6 protein-coding genes and 2 tRNA genes are annotated in these 18,085 nt (G+C 41.8%); 7 read left to right on the plus strand and 1 reads right to left on the minus strand.

What is annotated here, in order from left to right; translation table 11 throughout:
• Nucleotides 1–3 precede the first annotated feature (3 nt).
• From ABS301_RS19740 to ABS301_RS19750, 3 genes are all read left to right on the plus strand, one after another.
• Nucleotides 4–4,548, plus strand: a complete 4,545-nt coding sequence (locus ABS301_RS19740) for a PolC-type DNA polymerase III (protein ID WP_349673840.1) — start codon at nt 4–6, stop codon at nt 4,546–4,548.
• A gap of 159 nt (nt 4,549–4,707) precedes the next feature.
• Nucleotides 4,708–4,781: transfer RNA gene (locus ABS301_RS19745), tRNA-Pro, on the plus strand.
• Between the two features lie 23 nt (nt 4,782–4,804).
• A tRNA-Glu gene (locus tag ABS301_RS19750) sits at nt 4,805–4,876 on the plus strand.
• A gap of 51 nt (nt 4,877–4,927) precedes the next feature.
• Here ABS301_RS19750 and ABS301_RS19755 read toward each other — a convergent pair.
• Nucleotides 4,928–5,569: a peroxiredoxin gene (locus ABS301_RS19755; RefSeq protein ID WP_349673841.1), complete on the minus strand. Its 642-nt coding sequence runs from the start codon at nt 5,567–5,569 to the stop codon at nt 4,928–4,930.
• 577 nt (nt 5,570–6,146) lie between these two features.
• On the opposite strand from ABS301_RS19755, the gene ABS301_RS19760 reads away from it, so the two are divergent.
• Genes ABS301_RS19760 through ABS301_RS19775 form a run of 4 tightly spaced genes read left to right on the plus strand, consistent with a single transcriptional unit; the run spans nt 6,147 to nt 17,877 of the window.
• Nucleotides 6,147–8,453: a DUF6273 domain-containing protein gene (locus ABS301_RS19760; protein WP_349673842.1), complete on the plus strand. Its 2,307-nt coding sequence runs from the start codon at nt 6,147–6,149 to the stop codon at nt 8,451–8,453.
• Between the two features lie 9 nt (nt 8,454–8,462).
• Nucleotides 8,463–8,642, plus strand: coding sequence for a hypothetical protein (locus tag ABS301_RS19765; protein WP_349673843.1), 180 nt, complete (start codon nt 8,463–8,465; stop codon nt 8,640–8,642).
• Nucleotides 8,639–13,687, plus strand: coding sequence for an InlB B-repeat-containing protein (locus ABS301_RS19770; protein ID WP_349673844.1), 5,049 nt, complete (start codon nt 8,639–8,641; stop codon nt 13,685–13,687). The genes ABS301_RS19765 and ABS301_RS19770 overlap by 4 nt, the downstream gene beginning before the upstream one ends.
• A gap of 8 nt (nt 13,688–13,695) precedes the next feature.
• Nucleotides 13,696–17,877, plus strand: coding sequence for an Ig-like domain-containing protein (locus ABS301_RS19775; protein WP_349673845.1), 4,182 nt, complete (start codon nt 13,696–13,698; stop codon nt 17,875–17,877).
• The last annotated feature ends 208 nt before the right edge of the window (nt 17,878–18,085 follow it).

The following is an 18,085-nucleotide window of genomic DNA, read 5'->3' on the forward strand; positions in this document are numbered from 1 at the left end:
AGAATGGCAAAGAAATTTTTGGAAGTTTTTCCAAACTTACATATTACTGACGAATTAAAAGAGCTTTTAAATCTGGTAGATGTGGAAAAGGTCACATCAAACAGGGATAGAAGCTCTATTCGTGTTTACTTAATCAGTCCAAGGCTGATACACAAGCAAAACATATACAGCCTGGAAAAAGGAATCAAAGAACAGCTGTTTCCTTCCAAGCAGATCACGATTAAAATTATTGAACGGTTCCGGCTATCGGGCCAGTATACGCCTCAGAAGCTGCTAAAGATCTATCGGGAAAGTCTTCTGGCGGAACTTAAAAATTACAGCATCATTGAGTATAATATGTTCCGAAAGGCTCAGTGCCAGTTTCCGGAACCGGATCTTTTAAAGATGACAGTGGAGGATACCATTGTAACCCATGAAAAAGCCGGCGAGTTAAAGCGGGTGTTGGAAAAGATTTTTCACGAAAGATGTGGCCTGCCTGTTGAAGTTCAGTATGAATTTATTGAGCCTAAGGAGAATGTCCTGGCGAAGCAAAAAGAGCTTCAGATGCAGAGGGAAGTAGAGGAAATCGTTAGCAGAACTTCTTTTGCCGGGCAGCAAAAAAGCCAGACAGACGAATATGGCGGACCTTCCATGGCAGATGGTCCCCTTGACGCATTGGCAGCCACTCATTCTGATGAAGTGCCTTTCACGCAGGAAGCCCAGCCTTCTGCAGCCACACTACGCATGGGGGGTAAAAAAGAAGGAGATAAAAAAGAATCCGGTAAAGCAGCAGAGTCCGACTCCGGAAAGAAGGAATGGAAAGATTACCGGAAGAATTCCTATAATGGGCGCCGTTCTGATAACCCGGATGTTTTGTATGGCAGAGATTTTGAAGAAGAAACCATGGAAATTGAAAAGATTGACGGGGAAATCGGAGAAGTCGTAGTTCGCGGTAAGATTATTATGACGGACAGCAGGGAGTTAAGAAGCGGTAAGACCATTATTATTTTTGATGTAACAGATTTTACGGATACGATTACAGTGAAGATGTTTGCCAGGGAAGAACAGCTGGATGATCTGAAAAATGCAGTGGTACAAGGTACCTTCATCAAAATAAAGGGAGTCACAACCATTGATAAGTTTGATGGGGAGCTGACTCTGGGATCTGTTGTGGGTATTAAAAAATCAGAAGATTTTACTGGGAAAAGATCGGACAACAGTTTGGAGAAACGGGTGGAGCTTCACTGTCATACAAAGATGAGTGACATGGATGGCGTCTCTGAAGTAAAAGATCTTGTGAAACGTGCTAAAAAATGGGGGATGCCAGCGCTGGCTATTACGGATCATGGTTGTGTACAGTCCTTTCCGGATGCAAACCATGCGCTTGATAAAGGTGATACATTTAAAGTTATTTATGGAGTGGAAGGATATCTGGTTGATGATTTAAAGCAGCTGGTTGAAAATTCCAGGAATCAGACCTTTTCTGATTCCTATGTGGTCTTTGATATTGAGACAACGGGTTTCAGTTCGTCCAGAAACCGGATTATTGAAATTGGTGCAGTGAAGGTAATAGATGGAAAAATTAAAGATAAATTCAGCGCTTTTGTAAATCCGGATGTACCAATTCCTTTTGAAATCGAACAGTTGACTGGAATCAATGACAGTATGGTGCTTCCTCATCCCAAAATCGATGTAATTCTCCCTCAGTTTCTGGAGTTTTGCAAAGATTCTGTTTTAGTCGCCCACAATGCTTCATTTGACGTAAGCTTTATCTCTTATAATGCTAAGCAGCTTCAGCTGGAATTTAACCCTACGGTAATTGATACCGTGGCTCTTTCCAGGCTCCTTCTTCCCAGATTAAACAGGTATAAACTGGACACTGTGGCCAAAGCCTTAAATATTTCCCTGGCGAACCATCACAGAGCGGTTGACGATGCAGGATGTACGGCAGAAATATTTGCCGCATTTGTAAAAATGCTCAGAGAGCGGGGGGTAGAATCGTTAGATGAGTTAAACAAACTCAGTGCCATGTCAGCGGATATGATTAAAAAGCTACCCACCTATCATGTGATCATCCTTGCAGCCAATGATGTGGGCAGGGTTAATTTATACCGCCTGATTTCCCGCTCTCATATCGATTTTTATGCCAGAAGACCGAGAATTCCCAAAAGCGTTTTAAATGAGTACAGAGAGGGATTGATAATTGGTTCTGCCTGTGAGGCGGGAGAGTTATATCAGGCTCTTTTGCGGGGGGTTCCGGATGCGGAAATAGCCAAACTTGTAAACTATTACGATTATCTGGAAATACAGCCTCTTGGTAACAATGCATTTATGTTAAGAGATGAAAAGAGTACGGTAAAGACCCAGCAGGATTTAATTGATATTAATAAGCGGATTGTGACCCTTGGGGAACAGTTTGGAAAGCCAGTCTGCGCTACCTGCGACGTTCATTTCCTTGATCCGGAGGATGAGGTTTACCGGCGGATCATTATGGCTGGACAAGGCTTTAAAGACTCCGATGACCAGGCCCCCCTATATCTTAGAACTACAGAGGAGATGCTTCAGGAGTTTGAATATTTAGGCCCTAACAAGGCGGAAGAAGTAGTGATTAAGAATACCAGAAAAATAGCGGATATGTGTGAACGGATCTCACCTGTACGGCCGGATAAATGTGCACCTGTCATTGAGAACTCAGATGAGGATTTAAGAAAAATCTGTTATGACAGAGCTCATGCCATCTATGGACAGGATCTCCCTGTGATAGTTACAGAACGTTTGGAGAGAGAGTTGAATTCCATTATATCCAATGGTTTTGCGGTTATGTATATCATTGCGCAGAAGCTGGTATGGAAATCCAACGAAGATGGTTATCTGGTTGGATCCAGAGGATCGGTTGGATCTTCTTTCGTTGCCTATATGTCGGGAATTACAGAAGTTAATTCTCTCAGTCCTCATTATTACTGCGAGAACTGTCACTACTATGATTTTGATTCAGAAGAAGTAAAGGTATTTACAGGAATGGCTGGCTGCGATATGCCAGATAAGATATGTCCGGTTTGCGGGCATCCATTATCAAAAGATGGTTTTGATATTCCATTTGAAACATTCCTTGGTTTTAAGGGAGACAAGGAGCCTGATATCGATCTGAATTTCTCTGGAGAATACCAGAGTAAGGCCCATGATTATACAGAAGTTATTTTTGGAAAGGGACAGACATTCCGTGCAGGAACCATCGGTACTCTTGCAGACAAGACGGCATTCGGCTATGTGAAAAATTATTACGAAGAACATGGAGTAAGAAAAAGAAACTGTGAAATTAACCGGATTGTTCAGGGCTGTGTGGGTGTGAGACGAACCACTGGCCAGCATCCGGGGGGAATTATCGTTCTTCCCCATGGAGAGGAGATTTACTCCTTTACACCGGTACAAAGGCCGGCTAATGATATGACCACAATGACGGTAACCACCCATTTCGATTATCACTCCATCGATCACAACCTTTTAAAGCTTGATATTCTGGGACACGACGATCCTACCATGATCCGTATGCTTCAGGACTTAATCGGCTTTGATCCGGTAAAGGACATTCCTCTGGACAGCAGAGAAGTCATGTCACTTTTTCAGGACACATCAGCCCTTGGAATTATGCCGGAAGATATCGGAGGCTGTAAGCTGGGAGCGCTGGGAGTACCAGAGTTTGGAACTGATTTTGCCATGCAGATGTTAATAGACACCCAGCCCAAATATTTCTCTGATCTTGTCCGCATTGCAGGGCTTGCTCATGGTACGGATGTGTGGCTGGGTAATGCCCAGGCCCTTATTCAGGAAGGGAAGGCTACCATTCAGACTGCCATATGTACCAGAGATGATATTATGATATATTTAATTTCCATGGGTATGGAAGAAGGCTTATCTTTTTCTATTATGGAGAGCGTACGTAAAGGAAAAGGGTTGAAACCCGAATGGGAAGAGGAGATGACATCCCATGGGGTTCCAGACTGGTATATCTGGTCCTGTAAAAAGATTAAATACATGTTTCCAAAAGCCCATGCGGCGGCTTATGTTATGATGGCATGGAGAATCGCGTACTGTAAAGTGTTTTATCCTCTGGCTTATTACGCATCGTTTTTCAGTATCCGTGCCAATGGCTTCAGTTATGAACTGATGTGCCAGGGAAGAGAAAAGCTGGAGCATTATCTGGCTGATTACAGGAAACGGATCGATATTCTTTCTAAAAAAGAGCAGGATACTCTTCGGGATATGCGAATTGTACAGGAAATGTACGCCAGGGGTTATGATTTTACTCCTATTAATATTTACCAGGCAAAAGCCAGACATTTTCAGATCATTGATGGAAAATTAATGCCGTCTTTAAGCAGTATCGATGGACTGGGAGAGAAAGCAGCAGATGCGGTTGTAGATGCCAGTAAAGATGGAAAATTCTTATCCAGAGAGGATTTCAGAAACCGGACGAAGGTCAGTAAGACTGTTTGTGATCTTATGGGGGATCTGGGACTTCTGGGGGATCTTCCCGAGTCAAATCAGCTGTCTCTGTTTGATCTGGCATAATACAGTTTCCGCTGCGGAATAACATTCTTTATTCTGCAGCGGAAGATTAAAAGAGTAACTGAAATCTGATGTTATTTTTCCAGTATTTTAAAAAAATAAAAAAATTTTGAAAATACGGTTGACATTGTCTCAAATTTATATTATACTACGTAACGTAATCGAGGCGTGGCTCAGTTTGGTAGAGCGCTGCGTTCGGGACGCAGAGGTCGCAAGTTCGAATCTTGTCGCCTCGATTTGTATGAATCATATTCGTACTGGCCTATTGGTCAAGCGGTCAAGACGCCGCCCTCTCACGGCGGAAACCCGAGTTCGATTCTCGGATAGGTCATAATAAAAACCTTCAGGAATAATCCTGAAGGTTTTTTGTGTTAAAGCGGGATCAGCAGGGTTTATCTTTATAACACCAGAACCAGTCCATGCAATTTAAGTTTTGAGCCTGTGGATTATTAATCCGCTCTATCATCTGGTCATAAGTGCGGGGGGGAGGTACCATAGCAGGACTGCCTGGCTCCCAGTTTGCCGGAGTTACAACATTACAGCGGTCTGTTGTTTCAAGTGCAGTTAAGAGCCGTATGATCTCACAAATATTTCTGCCATTTGTAAGTGGATAAACAAGTATAGCCCGGATAATCTGATCAGGATCAATGAAAAAGACATTACGGACAGTTTCCTGTTTGGAGGCATCGGGTGCTATCATGCCATACATACCCGCCACTTCGGCCATACGATCTGCAATAATAGGAAACGGAATCTGAATGCCTGTCAATAGATAGATCTGGTTTACCCAGGCAAGATGGGACGGATTGCTGTCTATGCTTAAACCGATCAATTTGGCATTTAAGGCTTCAAATTGGTCATTGGCCTGAGCAAAAGCAACAAATTCGGTAGTGCAGACCGGAGTAAAATCGCCAGGATGGGAGAAAAGTATTACCCAGTGGCCTATGTAGTCAGATAATTTTATGGGTCCAAATGTTGTCATTGCGGAAAAGTCTGGAGCTTTCATTCCGATGCTTACGTTCATAAGTATTCCTTAATAGCTTTTTGTAATAATATATGGTGGTGATGGAAGAAATAGTTCTATAAAATGATTACTTTTGATAAAGTGGAGATATCTTAAAAAATATATGTTGGTATTATATAAAATTCATGGTATAATGTAATTCGATGAAATAACCGTCTCTAACATTCTGTTTTTCTAGTTTTTATTTAGATTATTCAAACTTAATTCCCTAATTATTTTATTCACTTAAATGTTCTATGGATTTAACATTTTTATTTATTTAATCTATTCATTATTAATCTTTTATATATCTCATATTTAATTTCTTGTATCTCATTTTCTTTATTATATTCCAAATATATATATATCTATTTTTTGATTTAATGAATTAAATACAAGTCAAATTTTTTTGCAATACTATTTAATCCTGATACGGTATGAACTGAACTTAGTTCTGCTAAATAAATAATAGAAAGGAGAAATTTTAACATATTTGTACAGAAAGGAGAAGATTAGGTGGTCTGCTGAATAAAACTGGCAGATATGACTTAGATATAATAACTAAATAATATTAAATAAAAGAAGATTGGTGGTATGAATGAAAAAGAGAAAATCGCTGGCTTTATTAAGTCTGCTTTTATCATTTTTATATAATCCAATTTTAAGCTACGGAGAATGTATACAAAATGATATTAATGGGATTTATAACGAAAGCATGACAACTGGTAAGAATGGATGGCAGCTGGCAGCTGATAATTGGTATTACTTTAGTGAAAACGGATATATTGCCTCAGGTTGGAAACATATTTCTGATAAATGGTATTTTTTCAGTCCGATTTCTGATGGAACAAAAGGAAAGATGCTGACTGGATGGCAGTGGATTGATGGAAAGTGCTATTTCCTTTCTCCTTTGAATGAGGGAAGCTGGCCTCAGGGTTCTATGTATGAGAATGGTATGACTCCCGACGGATACATCGTCAATGAATCCGGTGCATGGGTTAACAAAGGAGGTGTTGTTGAAATTCCGGGGAAAGGGATACAGACGGTTGTAGAAATAACATCATCAACAGGCAGAACCATTTCTAGAGGTTCCGGTGGCGGAGGATCTGGCGGAAGTGGCGGAAGCCAAGGTCACAGCAGCTCAAACAATTCCAGGAATGAAAATAAAGGTGAAAAGCCTGATAGTAAGCCACAACCTGCAAAGCCAACTGATCCAAATGAAAACGGTGGGAAGGAAGTCCCTGAGGTACCGGTTAAACAATACAAATATACCATAAGGTATATGGATATTGCTGATAAAACAATTCTTCAGATTATGACTGGAACAGAGAATGAAGGAGAAACAATAGAACTGATCCAGCCGGACATTGAAGGATATACGATATCTAAAGGCCAGAAAGAAACCCTTTTATTAACCTGTGATCAGATTACATTAAATATTTATTACGAGAAAGATACCGCAGCTTCTCCATCTGAGGCCAGAAAAATTGACTGGGATTTAAAGTTTATTGAAGAGGGGAAGCCAGACAGGGAGATTTTTAAAGGGCAAAAGGGTAAGACGGAGGAAGGTAGGGAACTATTTATTGATTTTCCAGAAACAATTATGGGAAGTGATCAATATTACTACCATTCCCTGGTTCCAAGCCCATGGAGTGTTATAGTGAAGGGAAATGGTACCCAGAAATATTATATCGAATACCGGAAAGGTGATTGTTTGCCGGAAATACCAGATTCAGATGGAGATATGAAAGAAAGATTAAATTACTGGCTTGATGTTTCCAGTGAAGCAGATCAATGCATTACAGGAGAAAGGCCATCGGTCGGACAGCTTATTAGTGAAAGCCAAGCGAAAGCAAATGAGAGACTTCTTAACCTGGTATCCATGGCAGATGGGGCAGATCGAATAGAGGTTTATGTAATAGCAAAGGGATATACTCCAAATGCTGCAATTATCAGTCAGAAGTTCCCAGCAGTTAAAAACGTATCTGAGTTTTTATTGGAAAAATTAACAATTGCTGATGAGGCATATACCATTTTACGGTGTGGGTTTGAGAAAACATATGACGAAAACACCTGCAATCACAGCTACAAAGTGATTGACCGGGTGGAACCATCCTGTATGGATAACGGTTATGAAACCGTCCAATGCTTAAAATGCAAAAAGGAGGATACTGTGATATTACCTGCTATGGGACATATAGATACGGATCAAAATGGAATCTGTGACGTTTGTTATCAACCAGTACTGGAAATACCAGAAGCCGTCCATTACAGAGTTGGGAATGTCCAGTACCGTACCATTGGAAATAAGACCTATTCATTCCGATGCATTGATGAGGAATATGAGGATGCCATAAACAACAGCCAGAAAACAGCTTTATTTCTATGTGACAGCGTGATCCGATCCGGCATTATGGGGACATCTAAAAAGCTTAATTTTGGAAATAACAATAACTATAAATATTCAAAGCTGAGAGCGTGGCTGCATAACAATGCTTCAGATTCGCGATTTCTACATAATGCCTATACAGGAATTACCAGATCATACATAGGCTCAACCGAAAGAGGAACATATGAGCAGCTAAAAGAGAGCAGCTTAATGGGTTATGATCGTCTATTTCAGTCTATGGAGGATAAAGTCTTTATTCTGTCCGTGGAAGAGGCATTAAAGTATCGGGATTATCTATGGAGATTCAATGGCAGTGAAACAAATAATCCGGATTCCCAGATCTCTGCTTACTCAAAGGGCTATTATCTACGGACTCCTCAAGGTGGCGGATTGGAAGATTTTTTGTATGGAGAAGGCATTTACGCCGTTAGCCTGATAGATGGCAATATACAGCCGGTAAATGCTTGGGAGACAAATATCGGGATCAGACCGGTTATGACGATACCTCAGGGATAGGAGAGATTTATGAACATGCTGCCTTTTATATTGTTTGGTTTTATCTGTGCATCCATTGTGGTTTTTATTTTCATTACAGTGTCCTGTGTGGTAGTTGCATGCTTCAGTAACAAAGAACAGGAGGATGAGGAACAAATCCAATGGATTAAAGAATACAAAGATGAGAAATTAAAGGAGAAAGAGATATGAAAGGAAATGCAAAAAGAGTTATTTGCCTCTTCCTTGCTACCATCATTGTAGTAACCACGGTTGAATATACACCACCATCTTTTGCGCTTACTGCAATGTCAAATTCAAAAATGGAAGAAGCATTGCAGGTACTTGCGTCACCATCTGAAGCAGAGGAAATGGTGGAAGAGGTGGCTACCCCATCAGAGGCGAAAAAACCGGGAGATAAGGCAACGCCATCGGAGGCAAAGAAACCAGGAGATAAGGCAACCCCTTCGGAGGCCGTGAGAAAGTTTGTCCAGGTGAAGCCGGAGGAGATTCCGGAATATTATTTCCAGGTAAAAAAAGCCGGGAAATGGTTCTGGGAATTCGAGGATCGCAATGGATTGATTCAGTACCGGGATTATGGATATGTAGATGGTGAGGCGGAATTTCCACTTTGGTATGAAGCAGATCAGGCGGGAAGCGTTGAATATATATCCTCCTCCGTCAATTTGGAAGAGGAATATTACAGTTTAGCTCCATACATATTTAAAAGTGCCGACCCGGACAAAAAGGCTTGGATAGATATGTCATGGAGACTATTTTTCGACAGCTTTAGTATTGAGGAATATATCAAAAAAAACATAACCGGATTTAAAAACTGGGATGCATCTTCTTATGATATCTGGAAACTGACTGGTGCAGAAGATTACCTGGGTTATCACTTTTATGGAGCCCTGATCAATGAGTCAAAAGAGGAGAGAGAGCCGAACTGGTATTATGCGGATGAAAAGGGTAATATTTTCAATTTATCAAATACCTTAAGAACGACATTAAAAGCAGTTTCAACTAGTCAAGGTAGAATTCAAAAAATATACGGGTGGCCGGCATTAACTGTAGATCAATCACTTTATCGTGATTATGTAGTAGACATAGTTGGAGAATTTATAGAAAACGAATATTTGGGGCAGAGAGAAAATATAGACCCTGTTACATGGAATTATCCATCAAATTTGGAGACATATATGCTAGAGACTCCAACATATCCTGGGTATAAATTCTTGGGCTGGACTTCGGGAAGTATGTTTAATTCAAATGTACCAAAGTGGAGAGAACTGGTATCAAATCCTGAAAATTATCCATATGTCTATGGGTATTATCCTGATTATCTTTCTAAGGGAATAATTCCAAAGAGGCATCTGTCTTCAAGTAATATAAATACAACTGGTTCAGTTCTATTACCTCCAGGATTAACTTCAGAAGTTAGGGGATTTATAGCATTAGAAGGTGGACAAGTTGTTTTATGGGGTGTTTGGGTACCTGAAGATAAGCCTTATTTAATGTTGATAGATGATATAACTGATTTCAAAACTTACTTTGTTAAAATGGAATCTTCATATAAACCTCTTTACTATGAACAATACTCAACACTTCTTCAAGAGGATGCAATCTTATTAAGGAGTATATCGGTAAAGCCCTACGGCACTGAGATTGATACAGGTTATCTAACGACTAATGATCCACAAAAAAAAGGATACATATTCGGAGGCTATTTCACCGGATTAAATGGGACTGGAGATAAGTTAGGAAAATCATATACATATACGAAGCCAGATGATAGATATTATGCTTATTGGATACCTGAAGAGGCGAAGTTTACAGTTACGTATAAGGATTGGGATGGAAATATTTTACATTCAGAAGTAATAAAACCAGGTGAGAATTGTGTTCAAGCACCTGCTCCTAATAGATATGGTTATGAATTTGTGGGCTGGGATTATCCAACAACAAATGTCATACATGATTTAGTCTTGACAGCTCAATACAAAATGAACACGTTTACAGTACCTGTTGACGCTGATGGAGGTAGTGTAGCAGGAATAGAAAATTTTGTATTTAAGGGACCGTACAGCATAACGCCTAGCGAAATAGACACACTTATGAGGCAATTCCTAGCAGACAATGCAACAAAAGCGGGATTTAAAATTGGAGGCTTTGAATATTCTGATTCAACAACTGGGGGAATCAGAAAGGCAGGGTTTCCTACTAAAATTCCACTCACAAATGACCTGAAAATATATTTGATTTGGGCAAAAGAAACTTACCAGGTTACTTATAAAGACTGGAATGAAATTACGATTGACAATCAGGAAGTAGCCATAGGAGAAGATGCATTGCCTCCCAAAGCCCCAGATAGACCAGGCTATACATTTACTGGCTGGAACAAGTCTTCTAATAATATTCAGTCAAATACAATTATAACTGCTCAGTATACCATCAAAAACTATAAGCTGATATTAAATGGAAATGGTGGAACTCTGACAGGTGAGGAGACTAAAAGCCAGAGTATTAATTTTGGTGAATCCTTAGATCAGATCTTTTCAAATGAAAAGAATGGTGCGACTCGAAACTATTATACATTTACAGGGTGGTATACAGCTCTTTCAGGGGGAAGTAAATATCCTGAAAGTGGAAATCTTATGCCGGATGCAGATGTAACAGCATATGCTCACTGGGAAAGAAGTTCCAGTGAAGTTATCTTTAAAGATTGGAACGGAATAACTTTATTGAAACAGGAGGTTGCTATCGGAGCTGATGCAACACCGCCCGAAGTACTGGAACGGCAGGGCTATACGTTTAAGGGCTGGGATAAATCGTACTTAAACATTCAGGATCACACCAAAATAACTGCCCAGTACATCATTAACGGATATTTATTAACCATGGATGGCAATGGCGGGACTCTGGCGGGAAATGCCAGGAGAGAGCAGGTACTTTCCTTTAACCAATCCTTTGATCAGGCACTTAAGGACGGAAGAGATTTAGTGAGTCGGCCAGGATATAGCTTTGATGGCTGGTATAACAGCGCCTCAGGAGGAAGCAGCTATTCCTACAGCGGAAATCAGATGCCAGCAGCCAATGTTAAATTGTTCGCTCACTGGTCACCAAATACATACAGGGTTACTTTTGATCCGGATCATGTAAGGTGGCACGGGAAAACATCAATAGAAGAACACACCTTTGATACCAGACTTGGAATCCTCCCTATGCCAGAAATTTACGGTTGGAAATTCACCGGATGGTGGACGGGAAAGAATGGAACGGGAACGGAAGTTGCAAATGACTCCATGGCAGAGCCAAAGGATGTGGTTTATTACGGCATATGGCAGCCAGAGACATACCAGATCCATTTTATTTCAAAGGCAGAACAGCCGGAAGGAGAATCGATACAGACGTTTACCGTTGGGCTTAGATATGACCAGGAATTTGGGAATCTTCCGGTACCAGATGAAAACGGATATACCTTTATGGGCTGGTACGATGAGGATAATAAGAAAGTAGATTCTCAGACTATATTTAATCCTGATTCTGATGCTGAAGAGAAGACCTATCATGCAGGCTGGAAAGGAAAGACCTATCAGATTCGCTTTATTTATAACGATTCTGACGGTAAGCCAGTGGTGAAAATTATTGATGGAACTTATGGAATGCAAATCGGAACGCTTCCAAGTCCGGAAAAACCGGGATATACCTTTGCAGGTTGGTTTAGGGACAATGGAGAAGAGGTAACAGCCGAAAGCTGTGTGGAGCCTGGTGATACCGAGTATAAAGCTAAATGGATACCAAACAAGTATACCATTCACTTTAAGAGCAACCTGGATTCCATAAGTGATTCACAAGATAAGACTGTAACGTATGCGCTTCCTATTGGAGATCTGCCATTATTACACGCAACAGGATATGTATTTCTGGGCTGGTATACGGAAAACTCAGGAGGAAGCCGAATCAAAGAAACCGCGCTGGCAGCACTGGGAGATCAGACCTATTATGGCCACTGGTCTATGGGCCTAATTGATAATGGGAATGGTACATATAGAAAACCCGGATCAGATGGTAAATGGAATACAGCGGATGATGAACTCTGGTGGTATGGATTGGATGGAATTATAGGGACTGATGATGACAGGCAAATTTATATTATGCCTGAAGGGAATGGTTATTACGTAGACTATGGAAATGGTTCTTACTTAAGACCGGGAGCCGGAGGAAGCTGGACAAATGGAACTGAAACATGGGTGTATGGCCCCGGTGGGAAGCCGGGAGCGGATGATCGCCAGATCCATGTAATGCCGGGAGGAAGCGGCTACTACATCGACAATGGAAATAGAACATACACAAAGCCAGGATCGGATGGAAACTGGACAAATGGAACTGAAACATGGGTGTATGGCCCCGGTGGGAAGCCGGGAGGGGATGACCGCCAGATCCATGTAATGCCAGGAGGAAACGGCTACTATATCGACAATGGAGATGGAACATACACCAAGCCGGGTCCAGATGGAAGTTGGACAAATGGTACGGAAAATTGGTCGAGTGGTCCAGATGGGAAAATCGGTACTTATGATGATAAAAAGATCGGTAGTTGGAATGTTGATCCGGAACCTATAAATCCGGAACCTACAAATCCAGAACCCACAAATCCAGAACCCACAAACCCGGATCCGATAAAGCCAGAGCCAGAGAAACGGGAAGAAGAGGAAATCGTAACTGCTCCAGTAATTCCGGTTATTGACAGTACTGTAAAACCAGTAGTACCTGATACCGGAGGAACATTCAGCATCAACCCAAACAATCCCCTTGAAGTCACCTATACCAAACCAGATGGTACTGTAGCCAAAAATGAGTGGGTTGGTGATGGGAAAGACTGGTACCACGTCAATGAATCTGGAAATCTTAATTATGACTGGTATCTGGATGGAGAAAGAACCTGGTATAAGCTTAACAAAGAGACTGGAGACAGATTTGGTGCTGCGCTAATTGGCTGGAATTACGAACCAATGGACGATAAAAGGTATTTCTTTGATCCCAGTACAACAAAGATGCTTACCGGCTGGCAATACATTGACAATAAGTGGTATTACTTTACAAAACAAAACGAGTCACAGACTTATTATGGAAGTAATCCAGAGGGATGGAAGTATGATCCAACAAAACCAGGTAAGCCTTATGGATCAATGTTTCAAAATGAGATTACTCCAGATGGATATATGGTAGACGAAAATGGAGTTTGTAAAAATAAATAGGAGGAACAATGCGAAAAAAATTTGTGAGAGGGCTGGCATACGTTATGTGTGCCACCCTGACAATTACCGCAGTACCGCCTTGGGCAGTATATGCGGAATCAGGGACAGAAGTTTCCTGTTCAAAAGTGGCCACGCCTTCTGAGGCGAGCCGTGACATAGAATCAGAGGTAGAAGAACCCGTTAATGAAGAGGACGTAGAAGAAGATCTGCCAGAAGTAGAACCCGAAGAGATTCCATCTGTAGACCCAGATCCGATTAAAGTTCCGGCAACGGAACCGGTTAATATTGCCACACCATCTGAAGTAGTAGAACCTACTTTTACGGATGTAAAAAAAGCTTTAGCAGCTTCCCTACTTTCTACTGTTCCCTCTTCCAGTTCTTTGGGAGATATCTGGGATTCCTGGTCAGGAAAGACCAGCTTTGAATTCCTTAGTGGAAGCCAGGGAGAGGGAACGGAAGAAAAGCCATACCTGATCAAAAACCGGGAGCAGCTTATGGGAATATCCGAGCTTACGGCCATGGGTATGATGGTGCCGGATGCGGAGGGAGCCAAATATGCTGGAGATTATTCCGGATGTTACTTTGCTCTGGGTGCGAATATTGATCTTCAGGGAGTGGACTGGATTCCTATCGGCTTTTATCAGGACTCTTCTGAAAAGGCTGGGGACGTTTCTCACACATTTAATGGTTTCTTTGATGGAAACGGAAAGACCATTAAGAACTTAAAACTGGCTTCCTTTGCCGGTTATAACAACGTAGGACTCTTTGGATCGGTATCCAATGCAAACATCCATGACCTGACCATAATTCCGGACAGCAGCTCCATAAAAGGAAATGACCGGACTGGTGTGGTGGCAGGATATGCAGAAAACAGTGAGATCCGAAACGTGACTGTAAAAAATGCTGACATCAGCTCCACCGGTATTTCTGGAGGAATTGCAGGAGAGATCAGTGGTACTGTCATTGAAAATTCCACCTGTGAAAAAGTCATGATTGATGCAAAAGGAGGAAGTGAAATCATTTATGCCGGTGGAATCGCCGGGGTTGCTTCCAATTCCTCTATCGTTGACTGCGAGGTATCCACCGGCACAGGAACTACTGCAAGAATTCAGGGAACCGGATACATTGGAGGTATTGTTGGTTATCAGAACGCTTCAAATGTATTTAACACCTATGTAAGCGGAACCATTGGAGGTTATCACTCTGATGCCATTGGAGGAATTACAGGAAAGTATGCAGCCGGGAAAATAAAAGTGGCACGTTTTGCGGGAACCATTGGAAACTCCCAGCTTGGCTCCATGGCAAGGGAAGGAACCTTTATCGGAACCAGACAGGGAGCTGCAACTAATTTCAACTACATAGAGGATGTGGCGTATCTGTTTGCTGATACGGAAAGTAAAATAAGCGCCAATGTCTGCGGTTCAGAAATCATAGATGATAACGATTATACCTACGCTGCCCATATCGGTTACTGGCACACGGGAGATCTATACTATACTCTGGTTCAGGGTGGAGTACAAAAGACTATATCGGATCAGTACTTTTATGAAGAACTGGAAAAAGGTATTCTGACCGTTCTTGATGAGGAGTCTGGAGATTATATCCTGGATCACTTTGCTCCGGATTCTTTGGGTAGACCCGTAAGAGGGTATCTATTAAATGTCAATCAGATTGATACCATAGCAAACGGCCAGAACTATTATGACATTGCCACCTTAGAAGCTCGTGGAAGTTCCCAGTATTCCAAACCCATGGATAAAGAGAACCGGGGAGCCATTGCAGCTGGTGCCGTAGTCACCGTAACAACAGCACCAAACAATACCGATACAGAAAAGTTTCAGATTGAAGGCTCTCCTTTCTATGTAAATAGCAAGGGTATAAAAAAGAATAGTACCTATTCTGACAGCAGCCATGCCTATACCTTTACCATGCCAGAAGATAACATCACCCTTTCCGTCCTTTATAAGAAAGTGGCAGTATCCGTAAAGGTAGATCCGGAAAGCTATACTTTTGCCGTCATTCAGACAAGGACCGGAAACCGGAAGAATCCGGTAATAACTACAGAGATTAAGAACAAAGAAGGAAAGCTGATCGCCCGGTATATCAACGGTGTATTAGAAAAAGGAACTGAAGTTCAGTCGGTAAACATCAAGGCTGTAATTGATGCCAACAATGACGTAGCAGACAACCGGGTAAAGTGGAGCATTGATGATCCTCAGCTCATCACTCTGGCAAAGAACGATGATGAGGAAGCTGACGGATACACTTCACAGTCAGCAAGCTTGGCAGTCAATCTTTCCTCCTCCTTCTTTCAAACCATTATAGCGGATGCAGAAAAGAAACAGGCAGATGAGAACTACCAGTATAAGATTCCAAATACAATTTACGGAGCTGGACACCAAAATGGTGGAGTTGCAGTTTTAACAGCACAGACCAGACCCTCCACTTCCTTTGAAGGAAAGCCTTGTACCGCCAACAGCCGGATCAATGTCACCTTCCAGATCATTGACAATACCTTAGTAGCCACGGAAGGCGCAGCTCTTGATAAACAGGCGCTTACCTATACGGTCAAAAGGACTCTGACTGGGGATCGGATCAATCCACAGGAAATAATTACAGTAACAGCTCCTCAGTCCTTAACGGCAACGTTCACCCCAGACTTTTTTTCTAAGGATGAGGTGGTATGGACCAGTTCCGATCCGGCAGTCGTGCAAGTGTCGCAGGATAATGAGGCATACCGGGAAGCATCGGTCAGCGCTTTTAAGGATGCCGCTTGGATACGTAACATCATAGCTACCGACATTGGAATCAAAAGCAATGATCCATATGCCAAAGTATCAGGAAGCGGAAGCCGGGATGTAGTTATTACCGTTGATGGGAAAGACAAGTTGGGGAATAAAGCTTCCGCTGTCTGCCAGGTAACTATCAACTTTGTAACGGATGACCAGACCAGAGTAGTCCCAGAAGGAATTATCATGAATCAAACAGAACTATCCTATGATCTTGGCTATCAGATGGCTGGAAATATCCATTCACAGATTACAGATAAGAAAGGATTTATTGCAAAGAAACTGTCTGCAACGGTTTTTCCAAATCTTGATGAGTCAATGGAACATAAGCCCTATGACCGGACTGTAATCTGGACTTCCTCTGATCCGAAAGCATTATCTGTTGATGAGCAGGGAAATGTAATGCCAGTTGATGGTGCTGCCTGGATCAATGAGGCACTTTACAAAGCTCCATACCAGGGTGAAAAGAATGTGGAGATTACAGCCACTACAAGAGACGGAAAGAAAGCAGCGACTTGTCAGGTAAAGATTACGTTCCAGGCAGAATGTCTGGTAGCAGACCGGGACAGTGAAACCTTTGATATTGTCCTTACCAAAACAGGAAGAAGGAACAGCCCAGCTTATTCCTGGAGTGGATTGGAGGGAAAGAAATTTTCTGCTTCTGTTTATCCAGAAAATAGAGGGAATAAGAAAATCCAGTGGCGATCTTCTGATGCAGGAATCCTTTCTGTAGATGCAGATGGAAATGTAAAGGCTGTGGCAATCAATGAAAAGCAGGAAATAATCGCTGGCTGGATGAACCAGATCATTGGAAAATCACAGTATTCCGGAAGTACAAACGCTTTTATCTATGCAGAAAGTAGCGATGGAACACTCTCTGATCCAGTACAGGTAAGACTGAACTTAAAAGTCATTGATAACACCACTTCCGGAGGCAGCTCTGGTGGTGGCGGTGGCGGCGGTGGAAGCCGATCCGTAGGAGTAATGGCTGCAGGAAATATCAAAGGACCGGCAGCTCCCTCTGGTGCAATCGCCGGCACATGGACTCAGACTGGAAATGGGAAATGGATTTTTGCTTCCGACCGAACTTATACCGATGAATGGGCATACATAAGTAACCCATTTGCTACGGAAAAACAGGAAAAGGCTTCATGGTTCCGGTTCGATAAGGCTGGATTCATGGTGACCGGCTGGCAGACAGATGAAGATGGGAATATTTTTTACCTAAAGATGGCTTCGGATGGAACCCAGGGACAGATGCTTACTGGCTGGCAAAATGTGGACGGAATATGGTATTACTTTAACCCAGTCTCTGATGGGACAAAGGGAAAGTTAATTACCAATACCACGACACCGGATGGATATGTAGTTAATGAGAAAGGTCAGTGGATACAATCATGATGAAAAAGTGCGTAAGAGTAATAGCGGTTATTCCAATCACGATATTTATCTGCCTCATTTCTATATTACTAATTTTCTGTTTTTGTAATGAGAATATTAGATGGCAGTTCATGACATTCAGTGAAGGGATCGCACTTGGCATAATTACCATAATTATTTTTTATTTTATGAAGATAACGGAAAAATGAAACTCCTTAATGGTGTCGAA

The sequence above is a fragment of the Lacrimispora sp. genome (genome assembly GCF_031982545.1).
In the GTDB taxonomy this organism is placed as follows: Bacteria; Bacillota; Clostridia; order Lachnospirales; family Lachnospiraceae; genus Lacrimispora.

Coding starts and splice junctions, on each gene's coding strand:
- ABS301_RS19740 (WP_349673840.1), top strand. CDS start 4: ATGGCAAAGAAATTTTTGGAAGTTTTTCCAAACTTACATATTACTGAC.
- ABS301_RS19755 (WP_349673841.1), bottom strand. CDS start 5,569: ATGAACGTAAGCATCGGAATGAAAGCTCCAGACTTTTCCGCAATGACA.
- ABS301_RS19760 (WP_349673842.1), top strand. CDS start 6,147: ATGAAAAAGAGAAAATCGCTGGCTTTATTAAGTCTGCTTTTATCATTT.
- ABS301_RS19765 (WP_349673843.1), top strand. CDS start 8,463: ATGAACATGCTGCCTTTTATATTGTTTGGTTTTATCTGTGCATCCATT.
- ABS301_RS19770 (WP_349673844.1), top strand. CDS start 8,639: ATGAAAGGAAATGCAAAAAGAGTTATTTGCCTCTTCCTTGCTACCATC.
- ABS301_RS19775 (WP_349673845.1), top strand. CDS start 13,696: ATGCGAAAAAAATTTGTGAGAGGGCTGGCATACGTTATGTGTGCCACC.